Source organism: Paenibacillus sp. UNC217MF (genome assembly GCF_000686865.1).
In the GTDB taxonomy this organism is placed as follows: domain Bacteria; phylum Bacillota; class Bacilli; order Paenibacillales; family Paenibacillaceae; genus Paenibacillus_B; species Paenibacillus_B suaedae.
Genome location: NZ_KK366027.1, coordinates 987,029 through 1,013,018 on the forward strand (window position 1 = coordinate 987,029; position 25,990 = coordinate 1,013,018).

General features: G+C 48.3%; 27 protein-coding genes and 1 riboswitch. Of the genes, 4 read left to right on the plus strand and 23 right to left on the minus strand.

All coding sequences use genetic code 11. The features are described 5' to 3' along the window. Positions 1–159: 159 nt before the first annotated feature. A riboswitch (FMN riboswitch) is annotated at positions 160–319 on the minus strand. Positions 320–487: 168 nt separating this feature from the next. The 9 genes from BP95_RS0120480 to BP95_RS0120520 form a co-directional block, all read right to left on the minus strand. Next, on the minus strand, positions 488–925 hold the full coding sequence (locus BP95_RS0120480; RefSeq protein ID WP_021252935.1) for a peptidylprolyl isomerase: 438 nt from the start codon (positions 923–925) through the stop codon (positions 488–490). 211 nt (positions 926–1,136) lie between these two features. After that, complete coding sequence (gene lysA, locus BP95_RS0120485) at positions 1,137–2,468, minus strand: diaminopimelate decarboxylase (RefSeq protein ID WP_028533115.1); 1,332 nt, start codon at positions 2,466–2,468, stop codon at positions 1,137–1,139. Positions 2,469–2,652: 184 nt separating this feature from the next. Next, entirely contained in the window at positions 2,653–4,314 is a 1,662-nt protein-coding gene (locus tag BP95_RS0120490) for a spore germination protein (protein ID WP_028533116.1), read from the minus strand. An 82-nt stretch (positions 4,315–4,396) separates the two neighbouring features. Then, positions 4,397–4,834, minus strand: a complete 438-nt coding sequence (locus BP95_RS0120495) for a stage V sporulation protein AB (RefSeq protein WP_021252938.1) — start codon at positions 4,832–4,834, stop codon at positions 4,397–4,399. Further along, positions 4,827–5,477 (minus strand): stage V sporulation protein AA, encoded by a 651-nt coding sequence (locus BP95_RS0120500; protein WP_021252939.1) that lies wholly within the window; start codon positions 5,475–5,477, stop codon positions 4,827–4,829. The genes BP95_RS0120495 and BP95_RS0120500 overlap by 8 nt, the downstream gene beginning before the upstream one ends. Before the next feature lie 102 nt (positions 5,478–5,579). Then, positions 5,580–6,335, minus strand: a complete 756-nt coding sequence (gene sigF / locus BP95_RS0120505) for an RNA polymerase sporulation sigma factor SigF (RefSeq protein WP_021252940.1) — start codon at positions 6,333–6,335, stop codon at positions 5,580–5,582. Between the two features lie 11 nt (positions 6,336–6,346). Next, a complete protein-coding gene (spoIIAB, locus tag BP95_RS0120510; protein ID WP_021252941.1) occupies positions 6,347–6,802 on the minus strand; it encodes an anti-sigma F factor in 456 nt (151 codons plus the stop codon). Then, the gene (gene spoIIAA / locus BP95_RS0120515) at positions 6,799–7,152 is read right to left on the minus strand and encodes an anti-sigma F factor antagonist (protein WP_021252942.1); all 354 of its coding nucleotides are present in this window, start codon (positions 7,150–7,152) and stop codon (positions 6,799–6,801) included. The genes spoIIAB and spoIIAA overlap by 4 nt, the downstream gene beginning before the upstream one ends. Before the next feature lie 91 nt (positions 7,153–7,243). After that, positions 7,244–8,476 carry a D-alanyl-D-alanine carboxypeptidase family protein gene (locus tag BP95_RS0120520; protein WP_021252943.1) on the minus strand — a complete coding sequence of 411 codons (1,233 nt, stop codon included), beginning with the start codon at positions 8,474–8,476 and terminating at the stop codon, positions 7,244–7,246. A gap of 139 nt (positions 8,477–8,615) precedes the next feature. Between BP95_RS0120520 and BP95_RS0120525 the strand changes: the two genes are divergently transcribed. Beyond that, complete coding sequence (locus BP95_RS0120525; protein ID WP_155987317.1) at positions 8,616–9,776, plus strand: hypothetical protein; 1,161 nt, start codon at positions 8,616–8,618, stop codon at positions 9,774–9,776. A 72-nt stretch (positions 9,777–9,848) separates the two neighbouring features. Here BP95_RS0120525 and BP95_RS0120530 read toward each other — a convergent pair whose 3' ends face one another. The 4 genes from BP95_RS0120530 to BP95_RS0120545 form a co-directional block, all read right to left on the minus strand. Beyond that, on the minus strand, positions 9,849–10,676 hold the full coding sequence (locus BP95_RS0120530) for a purine-nucleoside phosphorylase (RefSeq protein ID WP_028533120.1): 828 nt from the start codon (positions 10,674–10,676) through the stop codon (positions 9,849–9,851). Between the two features lie 102 nt (positions 10,677–10,778). Beyond that, positions 10,779–11,966 carry a phosphopentomutase gene (locus BP95_RS0120535; RefSeq protein ID WP_028533121.1) on the minus strand — a complete coding sequence of 396 codons (1,188 nt, stop codon included), beginning with the start codon at positions 11,964–11,966 and terminating at the stop codon, positions 10,779–10,781. 63 nt (positions 11,967–12,029) lie between these two features. Beyond that, positions 12,030–12,959 carry a tyrosine recombinase gene (locus BP95_RS0120540; protein WP_021252946.1) on the minus strand — a complete coding sequence of 310 codons (930 nt, stop codon included), beginning with the start codon at positions 12,957–12,959 and terminating at the stop codon, positions 12,030–12,032. A gap of 108 nt (positions 12,960–13,067) precedes the next feature. Beyond that, positions 13,068–13,304 carry a DUF4227 family protein gene (locus BP95_RS0120545; RefSeq protein ID WP_021252947.1) on the minus strand — a complete coding sequence of 79 codons (237 nt, stop codon included), beginning with the start codon at positions 13,302–13,304 and terminating at the stop codon, positions 13,068–13,070. Between the two features lie 214 nt (positions 13,305–13,518). On the opposite strand from BP95_RS0120545, the gene BP95_RS31045 reads away from it, so the two are divergent. Continuing rightward, entirely contained in the window at positions 13,519–14,949 is a 1,431-nt protein-coding gene (locus BP95_RS31045) for a S8 family peptidase (protein ID WP_021252948.1), read from the plus strand. Positions 14,950–15,073: 124 nt separating this feature from the next. Here BP95_RS31045 and fur read toward each other — a convergent pair whose 3' ends face one another. The 4 genes from fur to BP95_RS0120570 all read right to left on the minus strand — a co-directional run bounded on the left by fur (position 15,074) and on the right by BP95_RS0120570 (position 18,218). After that, positions 15,074–15,535: a ferric iron uptake transcriptional regulator gene (gene fur, locus BP95_RS0120555; protein ID WP_021252949.1), complete on the minus strand. Its 462-nt coding sequence runs from the start codon at positions 15,533–15,535 to the stop codon at positions 15,074–15,076. 125 nt (positions 15,536–15,660) lie between these two features. Beyond that, positions 15,661–16,302 carry a stage II sporulation protein M gene (gene spoIIM, locus BP95_RS0120560; RefSeq protein ID WP_028533123.1) on the minus strand — a complete coding sequence of 214 codons (642 nt, stop codon included), beginning with the start codon at positions 16,300–16,302 and terminating at the stop codon, positions 15,661–15,663. A gap of 85 nt (positions 16,303–16,387) precedes the next feature. Next, complete coding sequence (locus tag BP95_RS0120565) at positions 16,388–17,632, minus strand: endonuclease Q family protein (RefSeq protein ID WP_021252951.1); 1,245 nt, start codon at positions 17,630–17,632, stop codon at positions 16,388–16,390. A 4-nt stretch (positions 17,633–17,636) separates the two neighbouring features. Next, entirely contained in the window at positions 17,637–18,218 is a 582-nt protein-coding gene (locus BP95_RS0120570; protein ID WP_021252952.1) for an NUDIX domain-containing protein, read from the minus strand. A 95-nt stretch (positions 18,219–18,313) separates the two neighbouring features. Between BP95_RS0120570 and BP95_RS33255 the strand changes: the two genes are divergently transcribed. Beyond that, a complete protein-coding gene (locus BP95_RS33255) occupies positions 18,314–18,472 on the plus strand; it encodes a hypothetical protein (protein ID WP_155987318.1) in 159 nt (52 codons plus the stop codon). A 216-nt stretch (positions 18,473–18,688) separates the two neighbouring features. On the opposite strand, the gene BP95_RS0120580 is transcribed toward BP95_RS33255, so the two are convergent. Beyond that, positions 18,689–19,819 (minus strand): M20/M25/M40 family metallo-hydrolase, encoded by a 1,131-nt coding sequence (locus BP95_RS0120580; RefSeq protein WP_028533124.1) that lies wholly within the window; start codon positions 19,817–19,819, stop codon positions 18,689–18,691. Positions 19,820–19,900: 81 nt separating this feature from the next. On the opposite strand from BP95_RS0120580, the gene prli42 reads away from it, so the two are divergent. Beyond that, positions 19,901–20,002: a stressosome-associated protein Prli42 gene (prli42, locus tag BP95_RS33260; RefSeq protein WP_005546772.1), complete on the plus strand. Its 102-nt coding sequence runs from the start codon at positions 19,901–19,903 to the stop codon at positions 20,000–20,002. 120 nt (positions 20,003–20,122) lie between these two features. Here prli42 and lipB read toward each other — a convergent pair whose 3' ends face one another. The 5 genes from lipB to lpdA form a co-directional block, all read right to left on the minus strand. Beyond that, positions 20,123–20,839 (minus strand): lipoyl(octanoyl) transferase LipB, encoded by a 717-nt coding sequence (gene lipB / locus BP95_RS0120590; protein ID WP_036590568.1) that lies wholly within the window; start codon positions 20,837–20,839, stop codon positions 20,123–20,125. Between the two features lie 41 nt (positions 20,840–20,880). Further along, positions 20,881–22,263: a dihydrolipoamide acetyltransferase family protein gene (locus BP95_RS0120595; RefSeq protein WP_021252955.1), complete on the minus strand. Its 1,383-nt coding sequence runs from the start codon at positions 22,261–22,263 to the stop codon at positions 20,881–20,883. Between the two features lie 93 nt (positions 22,264–22,356). Further along, positions 22,357–23,340, minus strand: coding sequence for an alpha-ketoacid dehydrogenase subunit beta (locus BP95_RS0120600; protein ID WP_021252956.1), 984 nt, complete (start codon positions 23,338–23,340; stop codon positions 22,357–22,359). Then, on the minus strand, positions 23,331–24,362 hold the full coding sequence (locus BP95_RS0120605) for a thiamine pyrophosphate-dependent dehydrogenase E1 component subunit alpha (RefSeq protein WP_021252957.1): 1,032 nt from the start codon (positions 24,360–24,362) through the stop codon (positions 23,331–23,333). Before BP95_RS0120605 ends, BP95_RS0120600 begins: the two co-directional genes overlap by 10 nt. 187 nt (positions 24,363–24,549) lie before the next feature. Beyond that, positions 24,550–25,977, minus strand: a complete 1,428-nt coding sequence (gene lpdA, locus BP95_RS0120610) for a dihydrolipoyl dehydrogenase (protein WP_021252958.1) — start codon at positions 25,975–25,977, stop codon at positions 24,550–24,552. Between the last annotated feature and the right edge of the window lie 13 nt (positions 25,978–25,990).

Genomic DNA, 25,990 nt, shown 5'->3' on the forward strand with positions numbered 1-25,990 from the left:
TCAGCAAACTGCAACGATTTCGCATATGTCAAATACGACGATAGATGAATAGAAAACCTCGCGCTTACGCAGGTATTCGCCGTCCATTTCGCCTGGAATGCTCATGAAATTGTGAAAATAAGAACTTGAAAGAACTAATTATCGAGTTCTTCTCTCCTGACGCCCCTTCTCCCATCCAGACTATACTGTCGGCTCTGGAGTTGCACCAGATCCACCGTGTGGACGAATCCACCCGGGTCACGGACTAAGAACATCTTGCACACGCAAGAATAGGTTCATCACCGCCGGTCGGGAATTTCACCCTGCCCTGAAGGTCTGTCATTCGTATTGCTATAAAATTAGTTTCTAAGATGTTGCACTTAGAAGTGTACCACCTGACCTGGTAAAATGCAACTTGTGTCGCTTCACCGCATGGAACATTCAGCTGCGTTCAAATAAAAAAGACGTGCAGCAGCCAAGCTGCATACACGCCTTCCCTCAATTATTTCTATTCTTCCACGATTGTAACTTGCTTCATCTTGTCGCCTTGCTTAACAGCATCTACATGCTCCATGCCCTCTACAATTTTGCCAAATACCGTATGCACGCCATCCAAGTGAGGGAATGCATCGTAAGTGATGTAGAATTGGGAACCGCCTGTATCCTTGCCGGCATGCGCCATCGCAAGTACACCACGCTCATGCTTGTGCGGGTTGCCTTTTGTCTCACATTTGATTGTGTAGCCTGGGCCGCCTGTACCTGTTCCGTGCGGGCAACCGCCTTGAGCTACAAAGCCCGGAATAACACGGTGGAATGTCAAGCCGTTATAGAAACCTTCGTTGGACAGCTTCTCAAAGTTTGCAACGGTACCTGGTGCCTCTTGCTCATGGAGCTGGATTTTCACCGTGCCGCCTTTTTCCAATTCAATCAATGCATATTTGCTCATCATGTATCGTCTCCTTCCATATGTACAATGCTCACGCTTGCTCATCCGATTATACGTTATTTCATAACAAAAAGAAAACACCCGATTTCTGCCTCATCGTTATGCCACGGCAAGACAGAAGATTGGGTGTTGTAATAGTTTCCATATCTGGTGTAACTTCGAATATGAAATTCAACTGCTGCCGCGGATCTTGCAATCGTCACATCCCGTACTATTTCAGCGCTGGCTCCTTGCGCAGACGAGCTGGAATGCAGTCATTGCGCACGATATCTTCATGCGACTCACGACGTACAACAATATCCGCTTCCCCGTTGTGCACGAATACGACAGCTGGTCTTGGAATACGGTTATAGTTGCTTGCCATCGAATAATTGTACGCACCTGTGCAAGACACAGCCAACAGATCGCCCTGCTGGACGGCAGGAAGCACAGCATCCCAGATCAGCATATCGCCGCTTTCGCAGCATTTTCCTGCTATCGACACTGTCTCCGTGGACTCATTAGTCGCACGGTTAGCAAGCAGTGCCTCATAACGAGACTCATACAGCGCTGGTCGAGGGTTGTCGGTCATCCCTCCATCAACAGCTACATATTTGCGCACGCCTGGAATATCCTTCACAGAGCCAACTGTATACAGTGTTGTTCCCGCTTCTCCAACAATACTGCGGCCTGGCTCTACCCAAATTTCAGGCAAGCATTCTCCGATGTCAGCAAAATGCTGCTTTACAGCATCTGTAATGGCCTTTACATAATCGCGAACATGCAGAGGCGTATCCCCTTCTACATAGCGGATGCCAAAGCCGCCGCCCAAGTTCACAACCCGGAATGCGATCCCTAGCTGTTCCTTCACCCCACGAGCAAATTGTGCAACGCGTTCAACCGCCATTTGGAATCCTTCAGTTTCGAAGATTTGAGATCCGATATGCGAGTGGATGCCCAGCAGCTCCAAATGAGTTGCATCCGCCGCATGACGCACAGCCTCAAGCGCCGTGCCATTGCCGATGTCAAAGCCAAACTTCGAATCCGTCTGACCTGTCGAAATGTATTCATGCGTATGTGCCTCAACCCCTGGTGTAACGCGGAGCAGCACAGGTACGGACTGATTGCGTTCTTGGCAAATTGCATTCAACAGCTTCAGCTCCGTGAAATTATCAACAACAAAGCAGCCAATGCGGGCATCAAGCGCCATTTCGATCTCCTCGGGCGTCTTATTATTCCCATGGAAGTGGATTCGCTGGGCCGGGAATCCAGCCTGCAAGGCTGTATACAATTCCCCTTCCGATACAACATCCAGCGACAGCCCCTCTTGGTCGACTAGCCGGCACATTGCTGCTGTACAGAATGCTTTGCTTGCATATGCAACCTGAAAGGTTAACCCTGACTCGCGAAATGCTTCCATGTATTGTCCACAGCGTTCTCTGACTAATGCTTCGTCAAAAATATAAAGCGGAGTACCAAATTGCTGCTTCAATTCGGTTACATCGCAACCGCCAATTTCTAAATGTCCATCCCCATTAATCTTGCTCGTTCCGTGTAAGTACATCGTCATTTCTCCCCACTCCCACTCGATCTTCTATGTCTATCCCCTCATGTTGTTCCAATTGTTGGTGAAAATATTACATCGAGTATATCAGCTTATTCGATCTTGAAAGAATGGATTTTTCCGTCCATCATTTGCATTATAGAGGTTGTCAAGGGACAAACACCTTGCCTTCCAAACGTTGAAGCTATCGCTTCGTTCTTGGCGGCATCTTTGTATTATCTCGCGTCTGATTCAAGCTAGGGCGCGTCTTTATCAGCAAGAATGGCTGTCGCACGATGATATTGTACATCGCTTTGGCATTGAACGGAATGAACGGCCATAAGTATGATGCATTGTACGAGCGATGCAGGGTCAGCCAGAGCAGCCAAACGGTTGTACCAATTACGAGTCCGGGAACTCTGAATAGCGCAACCGAAATAAGCAGCACAAGCCTCACGATTCGATTGGCCAGCGCCAGCTCATAGCTCGGTGTCGCAAACATCCCTACGGCAGCTACAGCCATGTACAAAATAACCTCATTGACGAACACTCCTGTTTTGACCGCTATGTCACCTACGAGTATCGCAGCTAGCAAGCCCAATGCTATCGCAAGCGGCGACGGAGTATGAACAGCCGCCATTCGCATGAGATCCACGCCGAGCTCTGCGATGAGGAACTGGAAAATGAGCGGTATCTTCCCTGTCTCCTGCGGTCCAATAATTTGTAGGGTGGCAGGCTTTAATCCCGGCTCGATAACGAGCAGCAGCCACAACGGGAGAATGAAGAGCGATGCAAAAATACCGATGAAGCGCACACTCCGCAAATAGGTTCCCATAAATGCAGTTTGTCGATTCTCTTCTGCATGCTGACATAAGTCGAAAAACGTCGTCGGCAAAATGATGACAGATGGAGAAGTGTCGACAAATATGACAATGCTGCCATCCATCAAATGGGAAGCGACAACATCTGGACGTTCCGAGTATCGTACTAGCGGATAAGGGTTCCACGCCTTATTGATAATCGCCTCCTCCAGTTGCTTGTCGGCCAGTGGCAGACCATCCACATTCACCGCTTTTATTTTATTACGAACCGACTCCACTTGACGCTTGTCAGCAATATCATCTATATAGGCAATACACACATCGGTACGGGTACGCCGTCCCACCTGCACCATTTCATACATAAGCCCTGGATCACGCAAGCGGCGTCGGACAAGGGTAACGTTCGTGAGCAGTGTCTCGCCGAATCCGTCACGCGCACCCCGAACCACCCGCTCGAGCGACGGTTCTTCAAGACCCCGCACAGGGAAGGTTTTGCAGTCCACTATAATTGCACTTGATTCATGATCAATAAAGAAAGCGCTGCTGCCAGCGAGCACCTTATTAATGACGCTGCTTAACTTATTCTCCCGCTCCACTTGAACATGAGGGATATAGCGTTCGAATAAGGATTTGAGCGCGTTCGGCGACATTTCTTCCTTATCCAAGTAAGACATGCGGGACAAAATTAACGTCATCACTTCGTCCTTAGCAAACCCATTCACATAGAACAGGCCCACCCGCCGCTCACCGAAGACCATCTCGCGCAGCAAGATATCGAACGACTCCCCAAGTCCGACTACCTGCTGCAGCGTTCGTTTCGTCTCGTCCAGCTTCTTGGAGATTTCGTCCTTGTCCTGCCAATAGATGATGGACTCTTCTATCGTATCGGACTTCTCACGCTGCTTTTTTCTGTCATGCAAGCTGCCTTGCTCAGATGCATGCTGCTGATTTCCTCCATCCTCAGACTTCTCTTTCGGTGATTTCGAATGAGGAGGGGGAAGTACGTCCTTTTGCGACGATTCTTGTTCTGTTTGCTGCTCTGTCATTGGGCAATGTCCTCCTTCTTATTGAATCGCAATGTTTTGGCATATCCTTCATCGCGAGATTCTCACCATTCACACAGAAATTTCAATGCGGGTATTTAAAACAGTCGAACCAAGATCCAAGAACCTTGCCAATTACCATTGCGGTCAGTAGATGAGGGAGCGCATGTGTCATACCAAGCCGTTTCGCCAATATCGGAAAAACATTCAATACCTCCGTCAGCGCTGCAGCCAAAAGTCCCACGAATACCCCATCCAGCAGTCCGATGAATGGAGAGAACCATCCCGCATAGAAGAATCGGATACTCCATAAATCTGTTACGGTAAAGAACAGCGTGCCCGCAATAATGGCGTACTCAAACCAATACGAACAGTGGAAGGAGCGAGTAAGCTGTGCTAGCCGTGGAAGCATGTCAAGCACGACAAATAATGCCACCATCGCGCCCCCAACCGTAATCCCGCCAGCGATTCCCGCGAACGATGCCAGCAGCTGTGCAAGACCATACAGCCAAGTCTCAGTCACGCTTCAAATCCTCCTTGCGCAATCGCTTGTATTCCTCGGTTATCATGTACTGGTTCAAGTTTTCCTGATATAGGAACATCTCAACTTCAAGCGGTGTCGGCTCTTCATTGAACTTCTTGCGGAAAAAGTGATTAAAAAATACGACCATCCCAAGACCGATGCCAATGGAATAGCAGGCTTGGAACCAAAATGGATTCGCATCCTTCCGACCCGTAAGCATTTCTACAATTCGTTTATGTACAGGGAGCATGCTTACATCGGCGTGAAAGTTCATGATCGCTAAGCCAGAACCGAAGAACAGCAGCAGCCAGACAAGAACAATTAGGGCGATATTTGGCTTCTTCACCTGCGTCACAACCTCAACTAATGTATGCGGCTGGCCGAAGCATTCTATGGTCATTATCGGACACAGTTCCTTAATTGCCCTCGTAATGTGCATCATGTCAATCAATATCATGTTACCGTCGCTTGTCTTTGGTTCCTTCAGCACAAGCTCTCTTAATTTCGTGTACCATGCATCGTCTGCAATGACCTCAGCTACATCCTTAAGTCGAATCGGATGATCTGGCTTGACCGAAGATTGCTTGCGCAGCCGGATATAGCAGGTACTGCCGGAATCAGGCAACTCATCCAAAGTCGCCATGTTCATCCCCCTCCTTCCTCCATATTGTTAGTATGGTTGAATAGACAGCAAAAAAACCGCAAGGACATCTCCCTGCGGTTCGCTCCTCATACCCTCTCTGGCTCACTGAGCGATCTGGGCTTTGATGGATTGCAATATTTTCTTCTCCAGCCGTGACACTTGCACCTGCGATATTCCGAGGCGACTGGCAACCTCAGATTGCGTCTGATCCCGATAGTACCGCAAATAGACAATAAGCTGCTCTCGTTCACTCAAGCCTTCTATCGCTTCATTCAGCGCAAGCTTATCAAACCATTTGTCCTGCGTATCATCGGCAATTTGATCCATTAACGTAATTGGATCACCATCATTTTCGAATACCGTCTCATGAATGGAGGTCGGTGGTTTATTCGCTTCTTGTGCGAACACAACATCCTCCGGTGATACCCCAAGCTCCGCTGCAACTTCCTTAATCGTTGGAAGCCGATTGAGCCGCTTGGACAACTCATCCTTCGTCTTGCGAACTTTGTTCGCCATCTCCTTCAGTGATCGACTCACCTTCAGCGTTCCATCATCACGCAGAAAACGCTGAATTTCACCGATGATCATCGGCACTGCGTAAGTCGAGAACTTCACGTCATATGATAAATCGAATTTATCAACAGATTTCAGCAATCCGATGCAACCAATCTGGAACAAATCATCTGGATCATATCCTCGATTCATAAAGCGCTGAACGACGGACCAGACAAGGCGTATGTTGCAATTGACAAGTGTTTCTCTCGCTAGCGAGTCACCTGTCTGACTGAGTGCAATCAGACGCTTCACTTCCGCGTCATCCAAATAATTGGGCGACGACTGCTTCAAATCAGCTTCCATGGCTTCAACCCCTAATTATAGAGCGCTTTTTTCGATTCAATCCGCTTCTTCATGCGGATGCTCGTACCCACGCCCAGTTCGGTAGTTACTTCGCATTCATCCATGAAGTTCTCCATGATCGTGAAGCCCATGCCAGAGCGTTCCATGTCCGGCTTCGACGTATACAGCGGCTGTCTTGCAAGCTCAAGATCCTCAATGCCTCGTCCATTGTCTGATACGGTCAGCATAATCTCCTCACCGGAAATAACCGCTGAAATCGTAACCATCCCAGTAGGATCATTATCATATCCGTGGATGATACAATTCGTCACTGCCTCAGAGATTACGGTCTTCATATCTGTCAGCTCGTCCATTGTCGGATCCAGCTGCGATACAAAGGCTGCAACAGCCACACGGGCAAATGCTTCATTCTCGGAACGACTGGAAAATTGCAGCGTCATTACGTTCGTGTCTGATTGTACACTCATGATACGACCTCCAACCCATTAAGCGCTTTGCGCTCATTATCGTAAACATGCACAATTTTAAACAAGCCAGACAATTCGAACAGACGTCGTACCGCGGGATTCATATCGCATACCGCCATTTTTCCGCCTCGTCCCTTGATCTGCTTGTATCTTCCTAGAATGACCCCCAAACCCGAACTGTCCATAAACGTCAAATCACGAAGGCTTAGCACGACATGGTTCACTTGCTTGCGTTGAATCGCTTCGTCGAGCTGAATTCGTACGTACTCAGACGTATGATGATCCAGTTCCCCTCTCAGACGGGTAATCAATACGTTGCGCTGGTGTTCCAATTCCACCTGCAGATTCATGGCGCTTCACTCTCCTCCCCATGATGCCGATACAGTTCGTCAATGGGATAACCAATTCCTGCCTGACGACAAAACTAGAAGCTGCACGCCGTTAATTGACAAAAAACAACTTGCCGCACGTACGTTTAAAGAGTGTCCACCAGCCAGCTTTCGCAATTTCCTCGGTGGATTCGACAGGATATTCACGAACCTTCTTATCTCCCTGATAAACGACAAGTTTCCCAAGCGACTGACCAGCCGCTACTGGAGCCTTCACAGATTTCGGACCTTCCAGTTCGAAGCGAAGATTGTCAGTGCCCTCGCCTTTTTTGAGTAAAACATGATATGGACGCCGAGCCTTCAGCTCAATATTCTCGACCATCCCTTTCTCCACACGAATATCGCCAATCTTATCTCCGCTTTTCAGCAGCGGAACATTCGTATACTGAGCGAAGGCATAATCGAACATTTGCGTGACTTCTGCATTGCGTGTCTTCGTATTCGGTTCGCCAAGCACAACAGCTACCACACGCATATTATCCCGTTTCGCTGTCGCAGACAGGCAATAACGAGCTTCTGAAGTAAAGCCTGTTTTCAACCCATCTGCACCTTGGTAGAACCGTACAAGCTTATTCGTATTGACAAGCCAAAATTTCTTGCTGGTGTTCTGTCGCAAATAATCCTCATATGCACCTGTAAATTTCGTTACATTCGGATATTTCAACAACGCTTGCGACATCAAGGCAATATCATGCGCTGACGTATAATGATTCTCAGCAGGGAGGCCATTGCAATTTACAAAATGTGTATCCTTCATGCCAAGCTCTGCAGCCTTATCGTTCATCATTTGTACGAACGCCTTCTCGGAGCCGCCGATCTTCTCAGCCATCGCAACCGATGCATCATTGCCTGAGGCCATTGCGATTCCCTTCATCATTTCCTCAACCGTCATCTCTTCGCCCGGTTCCAGAAAGATTTGCGATCCGCCCATAGACGCGGCATACTCGCTTGTTGCCACCTTGTCCGTCATCTTCAGCTTTCCTTTGTCAATGGCTTCCATGACAAGCAGCATCGTCATAATTTTCGTAATACTCGCTGGCGGAAGCCGATCGTGGCTATTTTTCTCGAAAATCACCGTTCCCGTGTCCGCATCCATAAGCACCGCTGAGCGCGCGTTATCCGCCAGTTGGGCATCCGGCGCAGCAGAGGATGTTGCTTGGCTTGGCGTTTCTGAATTTGTCCAAGGCGGCAAGTCTGTCCGTGCATAAGATGCGTTCGCCGAAGAAGGCAATATACAAGCGGCAGCAAATAAAAAGCTAAGGCTAGCACACAGCCATTTGTTCACTGATTGTCCCCTCCTATCTAAATAGCGTACATTCTGAGCGCATTACATGCGCAGGATGCACTTTCTATCCAGTGTTACCTTTCAGAAGCAAAATATTCCACTCTTACTGAAAGATAGAGCAGAACTTGGAAGGTTTATCATGTCACGATGTCGAAATAAATTGGGAAATAAATTTATAGCCTACGAAAATGAAATGCAGTACACAACGCGAGAGGATGACATCATGCTTCAGTCGCAATTTGAACACAAAATGATCTCGAGGGGTGTGAATTTCCCGGATTTTGATTTTACTAAGGATAACCTTGATCGCATCTGTATCGGGTTGCATCTGGGCTATTCAGAGGAACAGCTAATGAAGGAGCTCTCTATTTCGCAAGCACAGTGGAAGAAGAGCATCGATCTGCTCTATGGTGAAGGTCTCGCCAAAAAAGTAGAGGGGCGATATGTTCCGACATTTCCGGTCATCTCACATGAGGCGGGGCAACAGTTCTACCAGCTTAGCATCGCAATCGGAAATGACATCGTATCTCTAATCAATCACAACGCGAATCGAATCCAGCAAGAGACTTTCAAGGTCCCGGCATTGCACAATTTTGAATTTGCCGATCTCTCCCTATTTATAATGAGCGATGTATTATTAGATTTCGTGCAAATCGACTATGTGGAACAGTTATTCCTCAAGTCCGACAGACCGTCTCGCAATGGAAAGAACTATTACTATGGTTTGTTGGAAAAACATGCTGATCAGCAGCTAGAACCGTTCGGAATTTACGGAAACCACTGTGTTCCTATCGGTTCGGCGTACTATTGCGCGTATGGGAATAACAGATACAATCAGCCTCTTCTTCCCCTGTTCAGCAAGGAACAGGTATGTACTTTATTTGGCCCTGCATTATCGGAAAATAAGGCTGCAATTCCAACGATCATCGATCACATTATTCAAAGCTCATCTGGCAACGGTTCGATTGAAAGTGAGATACGAAAGGGTTTGGGGCAGTTACATTTGTGGAAGAACGGCAAGCTGATGATCCCTGTACTGAACAACGAGGAATATCAAGCACTGCATCGCATTGCCAATCTTATTACGGCAGATTTAATCAGACTGTTCGAGGATTATCGTTCGATGCTAGTTCAAGCGTATCACGCCTCTCCTTTCGCTGAAGAAACCTCCTTCGAGGAGTATTTTATTTGGTACTATCATTTTTTATATACTTATGTGACTAACCAGCTCATCGAATTGAACGTTATACAATTGCCTTCTTCGAATGGACTCGCTCATTTTATATTGCTGGAACCATAAGATAAGGCCGCTGCTGCTGCCCGATCAACGGACAGCCATGCAGCGGCCTTTTTTCACATGTGAATGTGTTTCTTACATCACAGGGATAATTCCAATAACAAGCTTGAGGAATTGGTCTCGAACGAGCTCTGCCGTCTCCATGACCTCATCGTGCGACAATGGCTGATCCAGAATGCCCGCCGCCATGTTGCTGATGCAGGAAATGCCGAGCACTTCCATGCCTGCATGTTGCGCGACAATTACTTCGGATACCGTCGACATTCCTACAGCGTCGCCACCTAGCACACGAAGCATGCGGATTTCTGCAGGCGTCTCGTAGTTCGGGCCAAGAAAGCCGACATATACACCTTCCTGCAGTTCAACACCCTGCGAAGCTGCAACGTCCTTAGCCTTCTGGCGAAGCTGCGGGCTGTACGCCTGAGACATATCCGGGAAGCGTACCCCGAGACGGCTGTCGTTCGCACCAATCAGCGGATTGCGCCCAGTCATGTTCAAATGATCGGAAATGATCATCAGATCCCCAGGCTTATAGGAAGTGTTGATCCCGCCTGCCGCATTCGTTACGAGCAGCTTGGATACGCCAATCGCCTTCATAACGCGAACCGGGAATGCGGTTAGCTCTGGCCCATATCCTTCGTACATATGGAACCGGCCCTTCATCATCGCTACCGTACGGCCTGCGATCTTGCCGATCAGAAGCTCGCCCGCATGGCCTTCTACAGTCGATACAGGGAAATGCGGAATGTCCCCGTATGCAATCGTTACAGGCTGTTCCACCAAATCTGCCAGCACACCTAGTCCAGATCCCAAAATCAAACCTACTTCAGGCGTATCACTAATCTTAGATTGGATATAAGTCGCTGCCTCTTGAATATGATCGTGTGTAATTGTGTTGCTCATCTTATTTCCCCCATTCATCATTGTCCGATCAGAATCGATCGGTTGTAACATCATCTTCATCAAACTTTTCAAAATGTGTTGTTCCATTGTTGTCCAAACTCTTTACAGTTCTTGCAAAAAGCTTGTGCCTACTTGAGGTTGCCTTGCTCGGAAATTATCTGCGATCGTAGCACCCAAATCCGCATATGTGGTACGAACCCCAAGTGATTGCCCCGCATGCAGGGAAGGGCTGTACAGCAGAAGTGGAACATACTCCCTCGTATGATCGGTACCCGTATGTGTCGGATCATTTCCATGATCTGCCGTAATGACTAATAAATCATCCGGCCCAATTCTATCCATCATCTTAGGTAGGGCGGCGTCGAACTCCTCCAATGCCTTCGCATAGCCTGCCGGATCACGACGATGTCCGTATAATGAATCGAAATCCACTAAGTTGACGAACAGCAGCCCTTCAAATGATTGATCTAGCAACTCGATCGTCGTGTCGATGCCATGTGCATTGCTCTTGGTCGGATAAGAAGCACTTATCCCTTCTCCCGAGAAGATATCATTAATTTTCCCTACCGAAATAACGTCCTTGCCTGCCTGCTGCAGCAGGTTGAGCACGGTATTTGCCGGGGGCTTGATTGCATAATCATGGCGATTCGGCGTTCTCGTGAATGCACCTGGCTTGCCAACATAAGGCCGTGCGATAACACGGCCGACAGTGTGCGGTTCACACAATGTCAGCTTCCGGGCGATCTCACAAGCGCGATATAACGCATCAAGTGGGATAATATCCTCATGGGCGGCAATTTGGAACACGCTATCCGCAGATGTATATACGATCCACGATCCAGTCGCCATCTGCTCCTCGCCATATTCATCTAGGATTTCGGTGCCTGACGCCGGCTTGTTGGCTAACACTTTGCGGCCTGTTTCTTGCTCGAATGCTTCAATCAGCTCTTGTGGGAATCCATTTGGATACGTATTGAAAGGTGAAGTAATACGTAGTCCCATCAGTTCCCAGTGACCAGTCATCGTGTCTTTGCCGACTGAAATCTCCGCCATCTTGCCATATACGCCTTCTGGGCACTCGGCAGCCTTCAAGCTGCCGAGATCGGCGATATTGCCTAAGCCAAGGCGCTGTAAATTCGAGAGTTTGATACTCGGTTTATGCTCTATGATATGTCCCAAGGTATGTGTACCCGCATCACCAAATTGCGATGCATCCGGCAGTTCTCCAATGCCAACACTGTCCAGAACAATAACTGCAATGCGTCCAAATTGCTTGCTCTCTCTATCCACGGTTACCACTCCTTCTCTTTCTTCGTCTTAGATTATGTTAAGGAGATTTGAACCATACTCCCGCTATTTCTTCTTCGCTCTTGGATGGGCAGAGGTATATACGTCCTTCATACTTGACTTTCTCATATGCTCCACATACCGCTGTGTGGTCGCAAGCTCTGCATGCCCGAGCATTTCTTGCACTGCCCGCACATCCGCACCATTCGATAACATATGAACAGCGAACGAGTGCCGCAGCGTATGGGGCGTAATGGGAAAGGATAACTCCAACTCTTCTGCATATTTTTTGATCATTTTCCAGAAACCTTGCCGTGACATCCTTTGTCCGCGCACATTGACAAAGAGCGCATTATGCTCAGTAGTCTCCAATCCATCAGCCTGTGAAGAGGAGGATAATAATTGAGGGCGTGCATCGTTCAAGTATCGTTCCAACGCTTCAGCCGCAACCTGTCCGAGAGGCACAACCCGCTCCTTGCCGCTCATGCAGCGCAGAAACCCCAACTTAGGCTGAACATCCTCCATATTAAGCGACATAAGCTCCGACACTCGAACCCCTGTCGCATATAAAGTCTCCAGCATTGCCCGATCACGAATCCCTAACGGATTGCTCTCGTCGGGTAATGCCAGCAACCGCTCTGTATCTTGCAATGACAAGATCTCTGGCGCTTTGGAAGATGCCTTCGGGCGCTCTACTTCATAGGATGGATCCAGCTTCAAATTCCCTTCACGGATACAGAAATGGAAAAAGGATCGCAGTGAGGCCGCAATGCGCGCAATACTCGAGGCCGCACGTCCATCCCGTTTCAATTGATACATATAATGATTCACATGATACGCACGAATGTCGTCCACCATGCTCACATTGTCAGCGACTGATACGATGAACATCTGTATATCACGCATATAGGCTTCTCGCGTATTCGAGGACACTCGCCGTTCATGTATTAGATAATCTCGGTATGCTTCCACCTGTTGTTCAATTAAGCCTGCCATCGTACTATACTCCTTACCTTGCGACTTTCACATCTGCAAATCTAAGCAACTGCTCTACAATAATTCAACAACACGAGTGTAAATCCCTTCCCTTGTCCGAACAGTTCGCTACTCGCCCAACCAATAGTACAACCGCAATCGTTCTGTGAACGTCATATGCTCTTTATCCAAGCCATCCTCCCAGCGGAAGACCTTAACTGCCTTGCCATGTGGCTCGCGGTACTTGTCCACTGGATAAATCCAGTCACTGACGGCCCCCATAATATAAGCAACCGCATAGGTCATCATGAGGAATAACGCCATAAACTTGATTCGTCTTAATAGAGCTCGCAAAGGCACTATCACACTGCTCATCCCCTTCCGCTGGGCAAGTTCGACTCTCCTGTAACATATGATGCCAAGCCTTAGGATATGCGGTTCTCTCCGTATTCCCTTTTGAAATTCGCTGCTAAAACATTTCACCGTTCTATATTTGTCTCATACGATACAACAAGGCATTCCATTCCACTAGTGTCTAAGAAGTTGCACAAATTCGTTTCGAACTGGAGGGCTAGCAAGCATGCGCACCTTATCACGCATGTTGAAGGCGGCTGTAAGCAGCCGTCCTCATCGTAAAGCTGTACGTAAAATGATCATTTTAAAAGACGAAAAAAGCTACAATGCATGCATACTCGAACTCAAAAAATTTGGCATTACCCCAGTAAAACAAGTAGGTTCAGCTAACATGCTGTGTTGTCATATGGACGGCAACCATCATGCCTTGCAGCGATTGAGGAAGCACCCCAGCGTCCGTAGAATTGAAACGGATGCGAGAGTAAGGGCACATATTTATCCCTTATCGTACTATCCTGCTAGTCAGATCCTGAATTCTGTTACAGCAGAACCTACTTCCAGCAAGCAAATTCCGTGGGGCGTCAAGCGCATACAGGCTCCAGAAGTATGGAAATCATCCCAGGGGAAGAGCATAAAGGTAGCCGTAGTCGACACAGGGATATCGGCTCATCCTGATCTCAATATTGCGGGTGGTGTGAACACGATTCGCAAGGGAGGTTCCTATAGAGACGATAATGGCCATGGAACACATGTAGCCGGGATTGTTGCTGCACTTGGAAAAAGTGGTATGCAGTATGGCGTTGCCCCAGAGGTCATTCTGTATGCTGTAAAGGTACTGGATCAGTCTGGTGACGGATATGTGTCAGATATTGTGGAAGGGTTGGAATGGTGCATTCGCAATAACATGGATGTCATCAATATGAGCTTAGGACTGAATGGCGCCAGTGCATCTCTGCGCTCTATGGTCAAACGTGCTTATCGCAAGGGCATCGTGATCGTGTCCTCAGCTGGAAATGGAGGAAGAAACAGCGGTAAAATCGATCAGCCTGCCAGCTACCCGGAAGTCATCGCAGTAGCCGCCACTGACAAAAACAATCGCATTGCATCATTTAGCAGCCGCGGACGCGGAATTGATGTTGCTGCGCCCGGCAGCGATATTGTATCCACAAGCAATAAACAAGGATTCATCACAAATTCAGGAACATCTATGGCTGCCCCACATGTATCAGGTACAGCTGCATTGCTGCTTGCTCACAACCGCAAGGTAAAACCTTCCCTTATTCGCAAGCTGCTCATGGATACTGCGAGGCCTCTGAACGACTATTCTCGCCATTCACAAGGATCTGGCCTTATTCAAGCAGACCGCGCCTTCTCTTCACTCTCTATTGCCGCTCAGCAAGAAGCAGAAGCCAGCGAGGGTCTCGAATCAGCGCATTCGACTCCAGCCATCCCTATTCAGGCTGCAGCCGCTTCCCGACACAAACACAGGTCAAAGGTGCTGGTAATTCGTCGCCGCAATCGTCAACGTGCCGCCCGTCATTCTCAAGCTGTTGTCCCGCGGCATTCCTCCATCGGCGCCAAAAGAACCTCTGCCGCTCATCGCAAACGGCAAGTGCAGCCAAGAAGAAGGGCATCTACGAATCCTTCAATTATGTAATTGCTCAAGCAATAAAGCCTCGGCAGTCCTGCCGAGGCTTCCTCATCATATCCATCTTCATTCGCTGCTATCGACCTGCAGTCATAGCGTAGCGCCATTTCAATTCCCTGTTGAATGCTTGCGGTTATTCCGCCTGCTCTTCTGCTTGCTTCTCCCGGCAATTCTTACAAATGCCTTGGAAATCCAAACGATGATCTACGACAGTAAAATGAAATTCTCGCTCCAAGCGCTCTTCCAATGGCCCAAGCCAATCCTCACGGATTTCTTGCATAGAGCCGCATTGGACACATATCAAATGGTGATGATGGTGCTTATTCGTATCACCGCGCAAATCATATCGTGCAACGCCGTCGCCGAAGTTCATCTTCTCCACGACATGCAGCTCACTTAACAGTTCCAATGTACGATATACGGTGGCAAGACCGATTTCAGGCGCTTTCTCTTTCACGAGCATGAATACGTCCTCAGCACTAAGATGATCTTCTTCATTCTCGAGCAGGACGCGCACGGTTGCCTCGCGCTGTGGTGTCAGCTTGTACCCTTGGGATTGAAGTTGCTGCTTAATCTTCTCAATCCGCGCTTCCAATGGTCTCCCCCCTTGCCTGCCATCCACGTTTCATTTGTATCACTTCTATATATTATAGGGGGAGAACGCAAGCAGTGTCAAATGAATTGCACAAAGTCAATATTCTTGGTGTTGTCTATTCCTGATCACGTTGTCAATATTGGAACAACCCATCTCATTAGAAGAGGTGACACCCAAGTTGCAACAGCTGCAACTCCTGCCATTCCTACTAAGGATACAGATTGCAGTGTCATGAAGCGCTGCAGAGGATCACGCAAGGATTGCATCCTCGGAACGAACAATCGATTTTTCAGAATATGCATGGCAAATACCATAGACGCAACGCTTGCAATCATCAGAAAAGGAATCGCAATAATATTATGCGGGGCGACTGATACTAATGCGAATAATACGCCTTTCCATGCATACTGACTGATGAGTGTCCCCACCGAGAATCCGATAAACACACCCTTCGCAAATACAAGTGCAAGCACAAGCGGAAATCCGATTATAGATATGCCAAGCAATGCAATTAATGCAATCCATTTGACGTAGAACATCGTCGAGTTCAAAAACGTCTCTCCACTATTCCCCACCTGATTAGAAGCAGCAGACTCTTGTCCCATTGTGGACACAAACTGACTCACATGGTTCCCGATATCCTGCTGTTGTTCCAATGTCAGTGCATTCACGAGCAAGGAACCAAATACAACGCCGACGAGGAAGAGAACGGACACGAAAATATATAAATGGAGCTGAGAGCGAAAAGAGTGAGCAATAGGCTTCATGGATGATGCCCCTTTCGAATAAGTTGAAGCGACGAATACCTCGTCCATCCAGCTTATGCTCATGCTCGTCCCTTTATGATTCGAACTATTCTCCTGTAATTACTTTGCCGTATGTGCCTCCGCCGCCACTTTGTAGAGACAGCTGTCCGCTCCTAGCGAGCACAATAAGTTCTGCTGTAGCTTGTCCAACCACTTGCTTGAGTTCCTCCTCCGTTGCATGGTGCAGTACGTTCATCTCCGTTCCGAAATGCTCCAGCAGCTTGGCAAGCGTTCGCTTCCCTACACCAGGGATGAATTCAAGCGGAATCTGCATGCAATATGGCGGGCGATGAGCTGGAATCTCCGATTGTTCGCGATCTGCGATAGAACGTATCCGCTCGGATACACCACGGATGAACTTCGTTGAACCACATTCTGGACATCTTGGCTGTACCTGATTCGCGTGGGTATCTGTGATTTCTACGGAAGCAGTACTGTCTACAACGTGGCCACATTTCGCACAAGAAGTGCGATGATATTTACCAAGCCGCGGATTAAGACCATAATTGGCTGTAACCCCGCGTCCAGCTTCCCTACGCAAGGCCATTGCCCACTCCTTGAATGTTGGTGAAGCCATGGCAAGTGCATTGTACTCCCTTGCAATTTTACTTAGTGAATGTGCATCTGAATTCGTCAGCAATGTAAAACGATCCAACTCAGAGATACATCCCGCCATTTCCGTATCAGCACTTAAGCCCAACTCCACAGCATCTATAATCTCCAGATCGAGCACATCTGCCATTCTGTCAGCACAGTTCCCATATATACTTTTAAAAGGTGTGAACACATGCGCAGGCACGAACAATCCGCCATATGCCGCAGTTTCTTCCTGCAGTGCTCGCCCTGGCAAGTACACACGCTGGGACGATAAACTCATGTTGGTGACATGAGGGGTTAGCCAATTCGAGAATCGTTCCATTGCATGGATATTCGGCAAATAACACAGCACATGTGCAATGCCATATCCTTCTTCACGAATTTCGAGCTCGGTTCCTAGAAATATCGTGGTGTTCTTATACCGGATACCGCCATCCTGAAGTTCCTCCATCTCGCCTTTATCAAGAAGCGTTGCGATATCCCGCAGTACACCCGGCGCATGCGCATCAATGATGCCAATCAGATGAACCCCTTTGTGTTCGGAAGCTTCATGTGCTATTGCCTCGAAGGTCAAGTTGCGGCTCGCGCTGATTTTCACAGGCTGTCCTTCCGAGGTACTGCCTATATGAATATGGAAGTCACCATACATGGTATGCAACTCATCATGCTGTCCACTTCTTGCTGCATTCTCCATTCGGTTATACCGGCCACTTTCCTGTTAGTTTGTAAATTTGCCATGCATACATCGCATTGATAGTCTTCGCATCGCTAATTCGCCCTGCGCGCATCGCAGAAAATGCTTCCTCTAGCGTCATCGCATCTACTTCCAAAAATTCATCTTCGTCCGTATGTGCTTCGCCAGCTATCAATTGATCTGCTACGTACAAATGAATGATTTCATCCGCAAAACCAGGCGATGTATAGAATGAGCCTAATGGAATGAGATGATCTGTACGATAGCCTGTCTCCTCCGCAAGCTCACGCATTGCAGCTACGATTGGCTCTTCACCCGGATCAAGTTTGCCCGCTGGAATCTCAACCTGATTGCGCCCAAGAGGCTTGCGATACTGTTCAACAACAAGCATTTTATTCTCTTTGATCGCTAATACCGCAACAGCCCCTGGATGACGGACAATCTCCCTTGTTGCAGTCGAACCGTTAGGGAGCGTAACCGTATCTACCTGAAGCTTAATGATCTTCCCATCAAAAATAGGCTTCGTCTCTATTGTAACTTCTTCTAAGGGATTGCTTGCCCGTTCAGAACCTCGTTGCTCATTCATATATTCGTGCTCCTTTATGTACATATTTCCGTTCCGCTGAACATACCCATTATATCATTACGGCTTGTCCGATTCGATCCGGGAGTGATGAATGGATGCAACGCATATATCAAGCACAGGAAATGCTGTTAGTAGGCAAGAAGCAAGAAGTAATCGCCGAACTGCGTCGTCTCATGATGCGCCATGGTGGAAACACTCCACTGTCTCAGATATTGGACAACCAACCCGCCACCCGCAAATTATCGAGCAAATAGCTTACCTCTTGGCGGCTTCCGCTGTTCTGTCCTTACCATGCTTAATCCCCCTGCATCTTATGCACAATCGAACCGTTTCAAAACAATTAAGCCCTTGTTCATGAGTGGTATCGAACAAGGGCTTATCCTATGCAGCACAACTGCTGAGTATGATAATCATTTCATTCATTTCCTGCAATAATCATTCAGAAGCAAGCTACATGTTTATTGCGTGCATTATGCTTGTGCAGCTTGTTGAATAATCGCGACTACCAATTCACTCGTCTTCACCAGGTCGGATATGTGAATACGCTCCTTCGTCGTATGGATGTCCAAGTATCCTACTGCCAAGTTAACGGTAGGTACACCCATGCCGTTGAAGATATTTGCATCACTGCCGCCGCCTGAATGGAACAAGCGCGTCGTTGCGCCAATACTCTCAATAGCACGCTTCGCGAGCTGCACAACTTCATCTTTCTCTGTGAATTGGAATGCAGGGTACACGATGTCACTGTGGAACTCGGCTCTTGCTCCACATTCCTCTGCAGCACTCTCGAGCGCTTCCTTCATTGCCTTCACTTGAGCTTCAACCTTATGCTGTACGATACTGCGCGCTTCCGCATGCAGCTTCACATAGTCGCATACAATGTTCGTCGCTCCACCGCCTTCGAATTTGCCGATGTTCGCAGTCGTTTCGTGGTCAACGCGTCCAAGCGGCATACGGGAGATCGCTTTGCTGGCAACTTGAATTGCACTGATGCCATCTTCCGGATTCACGCCTGCATGCGCGGACTTACCAAACACTTCCATTGTAATTTTCGCTTGCGTAGGAGCCGCAACTGCAATTGCTCCAATCTCACCATTTGAGTCCAGCGCATAACCGAAGTCAGCCTGCAAGTGGCTGCTGTCCATTACACGAGCACCTACAAGGCCGGATTCCTCACCTACTGTAATGATAAACTGGATCGAACCGTGTGGTGTATTCGATTCTTGAATGAGTCGGATCGCTTCGAACATAGCAGCAAGGCCTGCCTTGTCGTCTGATCCAAGAATCGTCGTACCGTCACTGCGGATATATCCATCTTCGCCAAGCTGCGGCTTAATGCCATTGCCCGGTGTAACAGTATCCATATGGGAGGTGAAGAACAAACGCTTTGCGTTCTCTTGACCTTCTGTTGCTGGCCAGTTCACAATCAGGTTTCCTGCTCCATGTCCAGTTGCAGACGTTGTATCATCTTCCGTTACTTGGAGGCCAAGTGCCTCGAACTGCTGTTTCAACGCATCACAGATCGCACGTTCGTTTTTCGTCTCACTATCAATTTGAACCAATTCCATAAAGTGCTTTACAAGTCTTTCCTGTTGAACCATATCTCTTTCCTCCAAACGTTTATTTAAGGTACAATAGAGAATAACTCATGATCTTATTGATGAAAGGAGTTCTCTGTTCTTATGCAATCCAAACGATGGTTTAAAATCATTATATATGTCATGCTCGCCGCGATGCTCGCATCCACCGTGCTTGTGATTGTCGAGCCATTTATATATGGCTAGTGCTTCAAGCTGATCCATGCTAGGGGTACCTAGCTGCATCTCATCTTGCAACCACATAAGCAGAGCAGCTACGGGACAAGCCATGCGAGCAATCGCATGGCTTGAACTTAATTGCAGCCCCTACACCAACAACGAAGTGTCAAGCTTGGCCGCTTCGAATCCGAAAACATGAATAAGATGAGGCAGCAGCAATTGGCCTACTTGCTCCACTGTGAAGGTTTGACCTGTGCAATCCTCCAGTGATGTTACCCCATACTCGCTAATTCCACACGGAATAATGCCTGAGAACCCTTCATGCTGGATGCCGCTCTTCACATTGAGTGCAAAGCCATGGCTGGTTACGAAGCCACGACGGCGTCTGCATTTATTGAATTTCACACCTATCGCAGCTATCTTAACATTGCCAACCCACACACCGGTATACTCTGGCTTGCGGCTTCCGATTACACCGAATGTCGCAAGAAATTGAATAATCGCTTCCTCCAATGATCGCAAATACCCGTGAAGATCAAGCTGTGGCCCATCCAATAGCACTAACGGATAACCGACCAGCTGTCCTGGACCGTGATATGTAATATCCCCGCCACGATCAATCTCGTACAGTGCAATTCCTTGTCGCTCCAGTTCTTCCTTGCTTAGCAGCAAATGCTCCGGGTGGCGCTGTGAACCGATTGTATACGTAGGAGGGTGCTCCAATAGCAGCAGCGTATCTTCTCTCGTACCACCATCAATGGCATGAACGAGTTCCTTCTGCATATCCCATGCTGCGCCATAATCGACACGCCCCATATGGGTTACACGAAGAGCCTTATCCGCTTTGTTCCATTCATTATTCATTGTCATCACGCTTTCTTCCGTCGATTCGTGCTGATTCTATTTTAATACACTTTCGTGTCCAATGAGAAGCTTTCGAGATTTTCTTTCACGCGTTGTAAAAATCTACCGCAAATTACGCCATCTAATATCCGGTGATCCAACGACAGACACATATTCGCCATCGAGCGGACGGCAATCATGTCATTAATCACAACAGGCTTCTTCACAATCGATTCAAAGGTAAGAATGGCAGCCTGCGGATAATTAATGATCGGATAAGACAGGATGGAGCCGAACGACCCCGTATTATTCACGGTAAATGTCCCACCTTGCATATCATTCGGAGACAAAGTTCCCTCTCTTGTCTTCCGTGCCAGCTCATCGATCTCTCGTGCCAACCCTGCAATGTTCTTCTGATCAGCCTTCTTAATGACAGGCGTTAATACAGAATCTTCTGTACCTACAGCCAAAGACAAGTTAATGTCGCGCTTCACGATAATCTTATCGACAGCCCACACCGAGTTCATAATCGGATAATCCTTGATCGCATTGACGATCGCCTTCAGGACGAATGCCAAATAAGTCAGGTTAATGCCTTCCTTGCGCTTGAATTCATCCTTAATCTTGTTGCGAAGCTGTACAAGATTCGTAACGTCGACTTCAATTGTCGTCCAAGCATGCGGAATTTCAGAGACGCTCTGGCGCATACGCGTTGCGATTGTATGCCGAATCGGTGTGACGTCAATGAAGGTCTCTCCATTGCCAGCTTGTGTTCTTCCTTCTACTTCAATCGAAGGTATGCGCGGCGTTTCTGTAAGATGAAGTCCGGTGTTACGCACATGCCCGCTTGCATGCTGCACCGCACTTGGTTGCGGGGCTGCACTTGCTCCACCAGCTATTTCTATACCAGTCGATGAGGCTGGTGCATTGCCAGCTGTAGCAGCACTTGATGGTGTTACTACGGTTTCTCCACCAGCTTCAATTGCAGCCATTACATCTTTGCGTGTAATGCGGCCGCCCAATCCAGAACCAGCCACTCGCTGCAAATCAATTCCGTGCTCCTGCGCAAGTCGCTGCACGGCGGGTGAATACCGATTGCGCATATCCTGCCCCGTTTGATTTACTGAAGCATCCGCTGAATGGCCCTGATTCTGCTCAGAGGCACCTGCAGCTGACGATGGCACAGATGCAGCAGCTTGTGACTGAACACGGCAGATCACCGCGCCTACCGCAACGGTTTCGCCTTCATGCGCCACAATTTCTTGCATAATGCCTGCTTCTGTTGCTGGCAATTCAGCTACGACCTTATCTGTAATCACTTCACAAATCGGTTCATACGCATCAAAGGTCTCCCCTGGACGTTTCAGCCATTTGCCGATAGTCGCCTGTACAAGGGATTCTGCCAACTGCGGCATCAATACTTCTGTTCCCTGATTTGAAGACATCTTTTTCACACTCCCGTTCTGTACGGTCGAAGGAGAAGTTCCGTCATAAGCTGTGCCATGTCTCTCTCCTCCTTCATACCGTCTGCCATTCGATTAGAAGATCGCCAATTGGCGCATCGCTTCCTTCACTTTGTCCTTATTCAGCATGAAGAATTTCTCCATCGGAGGACTATAAGGCATTGCAGGCACATCCGGTCCGCACAGACGTTGAATCGGCGCATCGAGATCATAGAGCAGCTCTTCTGCAATGATTGCCGCTACCTCTGCCCCGACGCCGCCAGTCTTGTTGTCCTCATGAATAATCAGCACTTTGCCGGTCTTCGAGACAGCTTCAAGTATCGCTGTTCGATCAAGCGGTTGAATCGTACGCAAGTCCAGTACATGTGCGCTGATGCCTTCCTTCGCCAATTCTTCCGCAGCTTGTAATGCATAATGGACTGGCAAACTGTAAGCAATAACTGTTATATCCGTTCCTTCACGAACTACATTCGCTTCACCAATCGGTACTACGTAGTCCTCAACTGGAACCTCTCCCGAGATCATTCGGTAGCACTTCTTATTCTCGAAGAAGATAACCGGATCAGGATCACGAACTGCCGCCTTCAGCAGACCCTTGGCATCGTATGCCGTTGCAGGAGCAACTATCTTTAGACCTGGTGTCCCGAAAAATACAGATTCCGGGCATTGTGAATGGTACAACCCCCCTGCAACACCGCCGCCAATTGGGGCACGTATCACAAGTGGACAGGTCCAGTCATTGTTTGAACGATATCTAATCTTAGCGGCCTCACTAATGATTTGGTTCGTTGCTGGGAACATGAAGTCCGAATACTGCATCTCAGCAATTGGCTTCATTCCTACCATAGCGGCTCCAATTGCAACGCCGGCAATGGCCGACTCTGCAAGCGGTGTATCTAACGATCTAGCTTCGCCAAATTGTTCATACAGCCCCTTGGTTGTTGTGAAGACGCCACCTTTGACCCCGACATCCTCACCGAGCACGAATACATTGCTGTCTCGTTCCATCTCTTCCTTCATTGCAAGTCGAATTGCGTCAATATACTCTATTACTGCCATGTTCCCTGACCCTCCTCCGCGTAGACATGCTTCAGTGCTTCTTCCCCTTGCGGGAACGGCGCCTGTTCGCCATATGCGGTTGCGTCATCGAGCACAGCTTTCAGTTCAGCGCGCAGAGCAGCATCTTCATCTTCAGACCAGATGCCGCATTCAATCAGGTAGGCCTTGAATCGAGGAAGACCGTCCTTATTCCGGTGCTCCTCCACTTCTTCCTTCGTACGATATACCATGTCATTATCCGCAGTTGAATGGGGAGACAAGCGATACATGACTGCTTCTACCAACGTAGGCCCCTCACCTCGGACAGCACGTTCACGTGCTTCCTTCATAACCCGGTACACTTCTAACACATCACAGCCATCAACCTGAACCCCTGGGAAGCCATAACCCAAAGCCCGATCACATACGCGACCTGCAATTTGCTTCGCAATCGGAACAGAGATGGCATATTGATTGTTCTCTACCATAATGATGGTTGGCAGCTTATGAACTCCTGCGAAGTTGCAGCCTTCATGGAAATCTCCCTGGTTGCTGGAACCTTCTCCAAGCGTCACAAATGATACAGAATCTTCATTGCGCATCTTCGCTGCCAGAGCTATGCCTACCGCATGTGGAACCTGTGTCGTTACCGGACTAGAGCCGGTTACGATACGCAGCCGCTTGCAGCCGAAATGACCTGGCATTTGGCGCCCACCGCTGTTCGGATCGCCCGCTTTGCCGAACAAGGCGAGCATTAGTTCACGTACGGTCATACCAACCGACATGACAAATCCATAATCTCGGTAATAAGGCAGGAAGTAATCTTTCTGATGATCGAGCGCAAAAGCCGCGCCAATTTGCGCTGCTTCTTGGCCTATGCCTGATACGTGAAAGTTGATTTTACCGGCACGCTGCAGCAGCAGCGCACGTTCATCGTACATGCGTGCAAGAAGCATCATGCGGTACATTTCCTGTGCCTGCTTATGGGTTAGGCCAAGCTCTTCATGTCTCGTCTGCTGACGAGTCGTCATATCTGGTGTCATGGAGTCATCCTCCTTTATTATCGCAAAGTCCGTTCTTTGACCCTTGTACAGAGCAGCTCCATAGCTATCCTGCACACAAGTCAATGAACAGTGGTCAGTAATCTAATACCAGGTACTAAGACTAGAGTCTAAAAACTATTATACTCTGAACATTCCCAAAAGAAAACGTCAGACTATTCTCATCCCCTTATAGATTCAACGCATGACCATCAACAGCAAGCATTGCCTCGCCCATAATCTCGCTTAGTGAAGGATGCGGATGAATAACTTCGCCTACTTCCCATGGTGTTGCATCAAGCCATTGTGCAACTGCTGCCTCGCCTATCAGTTCTGTAGCATGAGGCCCGACAATGTGAACTCCAAGTAAATCATTGGTATCCGCATTTGCAATTATTTTCACGAATCCTGTCGTATCACCCTGCACAATTGCCTTGCCTATTGCTTGAAACGGAACTTTGCTCGTCTTAATCGAATATCCCGCTTCAACTGCTTCCTTCTCCGTCCAACCGATGGATGCCGTTTCTGGCGCTGTATAGATGCAGCGAGGTATACGACGGGAATCGATCCCCGAATCTGCCTCGCCACATATGTGGCGAACTGCAAGTATTCCTTCTGCAGATGCTGCATGAGCAAGCTGTAATCCCCCAACAACATCGCCAATCGCGTATATATGAGACTCATTTGTTTGCATAAATTCGTTAACGATAATTCGACCATTGCCGAATTCAATGCCCGCATTTTCCAGCCCAATGTTCTCGATATTGGCCTGTCTTCCAATACATACGAGCAGCTTGTCTGCATTTATGTCTATCGCTTGTCCGTTCGAGACAATCTCGAGCTTCACTTCTCCTGTGTCCGGATCTATCTGAACCTTCTCTGGTTCAACAATTGCTTGTGTATGTATTCGCGCACCACGCTTCGCCAATTGACGCTGAAGTTCGGTTGAGACGTCCTTATCTTCCTGCGGAACAAGATGAGCAGCAGACTCAATGACATTCACTTCAACACCGAAGTCTGTCAGCATGGAAGCCCATTCTACCCCAATGACTCCGCCCCCTAGAATCGCCACTCTCTTCGGCAGCTCTGTCCATTCTAGCGCCTCATCCGTCGTAACAACAGAAGGGTGATCTACTGGAAGTCCCGGCAAAATGCGCGGGCGTGATCCTGTTGCAATGATGACATGGTTCGGTACGATTGTAATCGCTTCTCCCTCATCACATTCTACGGCGACTGAGCCGCTTCTTGGTGAAAAGATGGAAGGACCCATAATCCGTCCCACTCCATGAATGACTTCAATTTTGTGCTTCTTCATCAGAAATTGCACACCTTTATGAAGCTGGTCTACAATCTTCTGCTTGCGAGCCTGAACCCGATCAAAGCGCAGCTTCCGTCCCTCAATCTCGATGCCGAAGGATGCGGCTTCTCCTGTCTGACGGTATATTTCAGCACTCCGAAGCAGAGCCTTGCTTGGGATGCATCCTCGATGCAAGCATGTTCCCCCTAGCTTCTCACGCTCAATGACAGCGACTGACTTGCCAGCCTGGGCTGCTGCAATTGCAGCGATATAACCTCCAGTTCCTCCACCCAGAATCGCAACATCTACTTGTTTCGTCATGCAAGCAACTCCC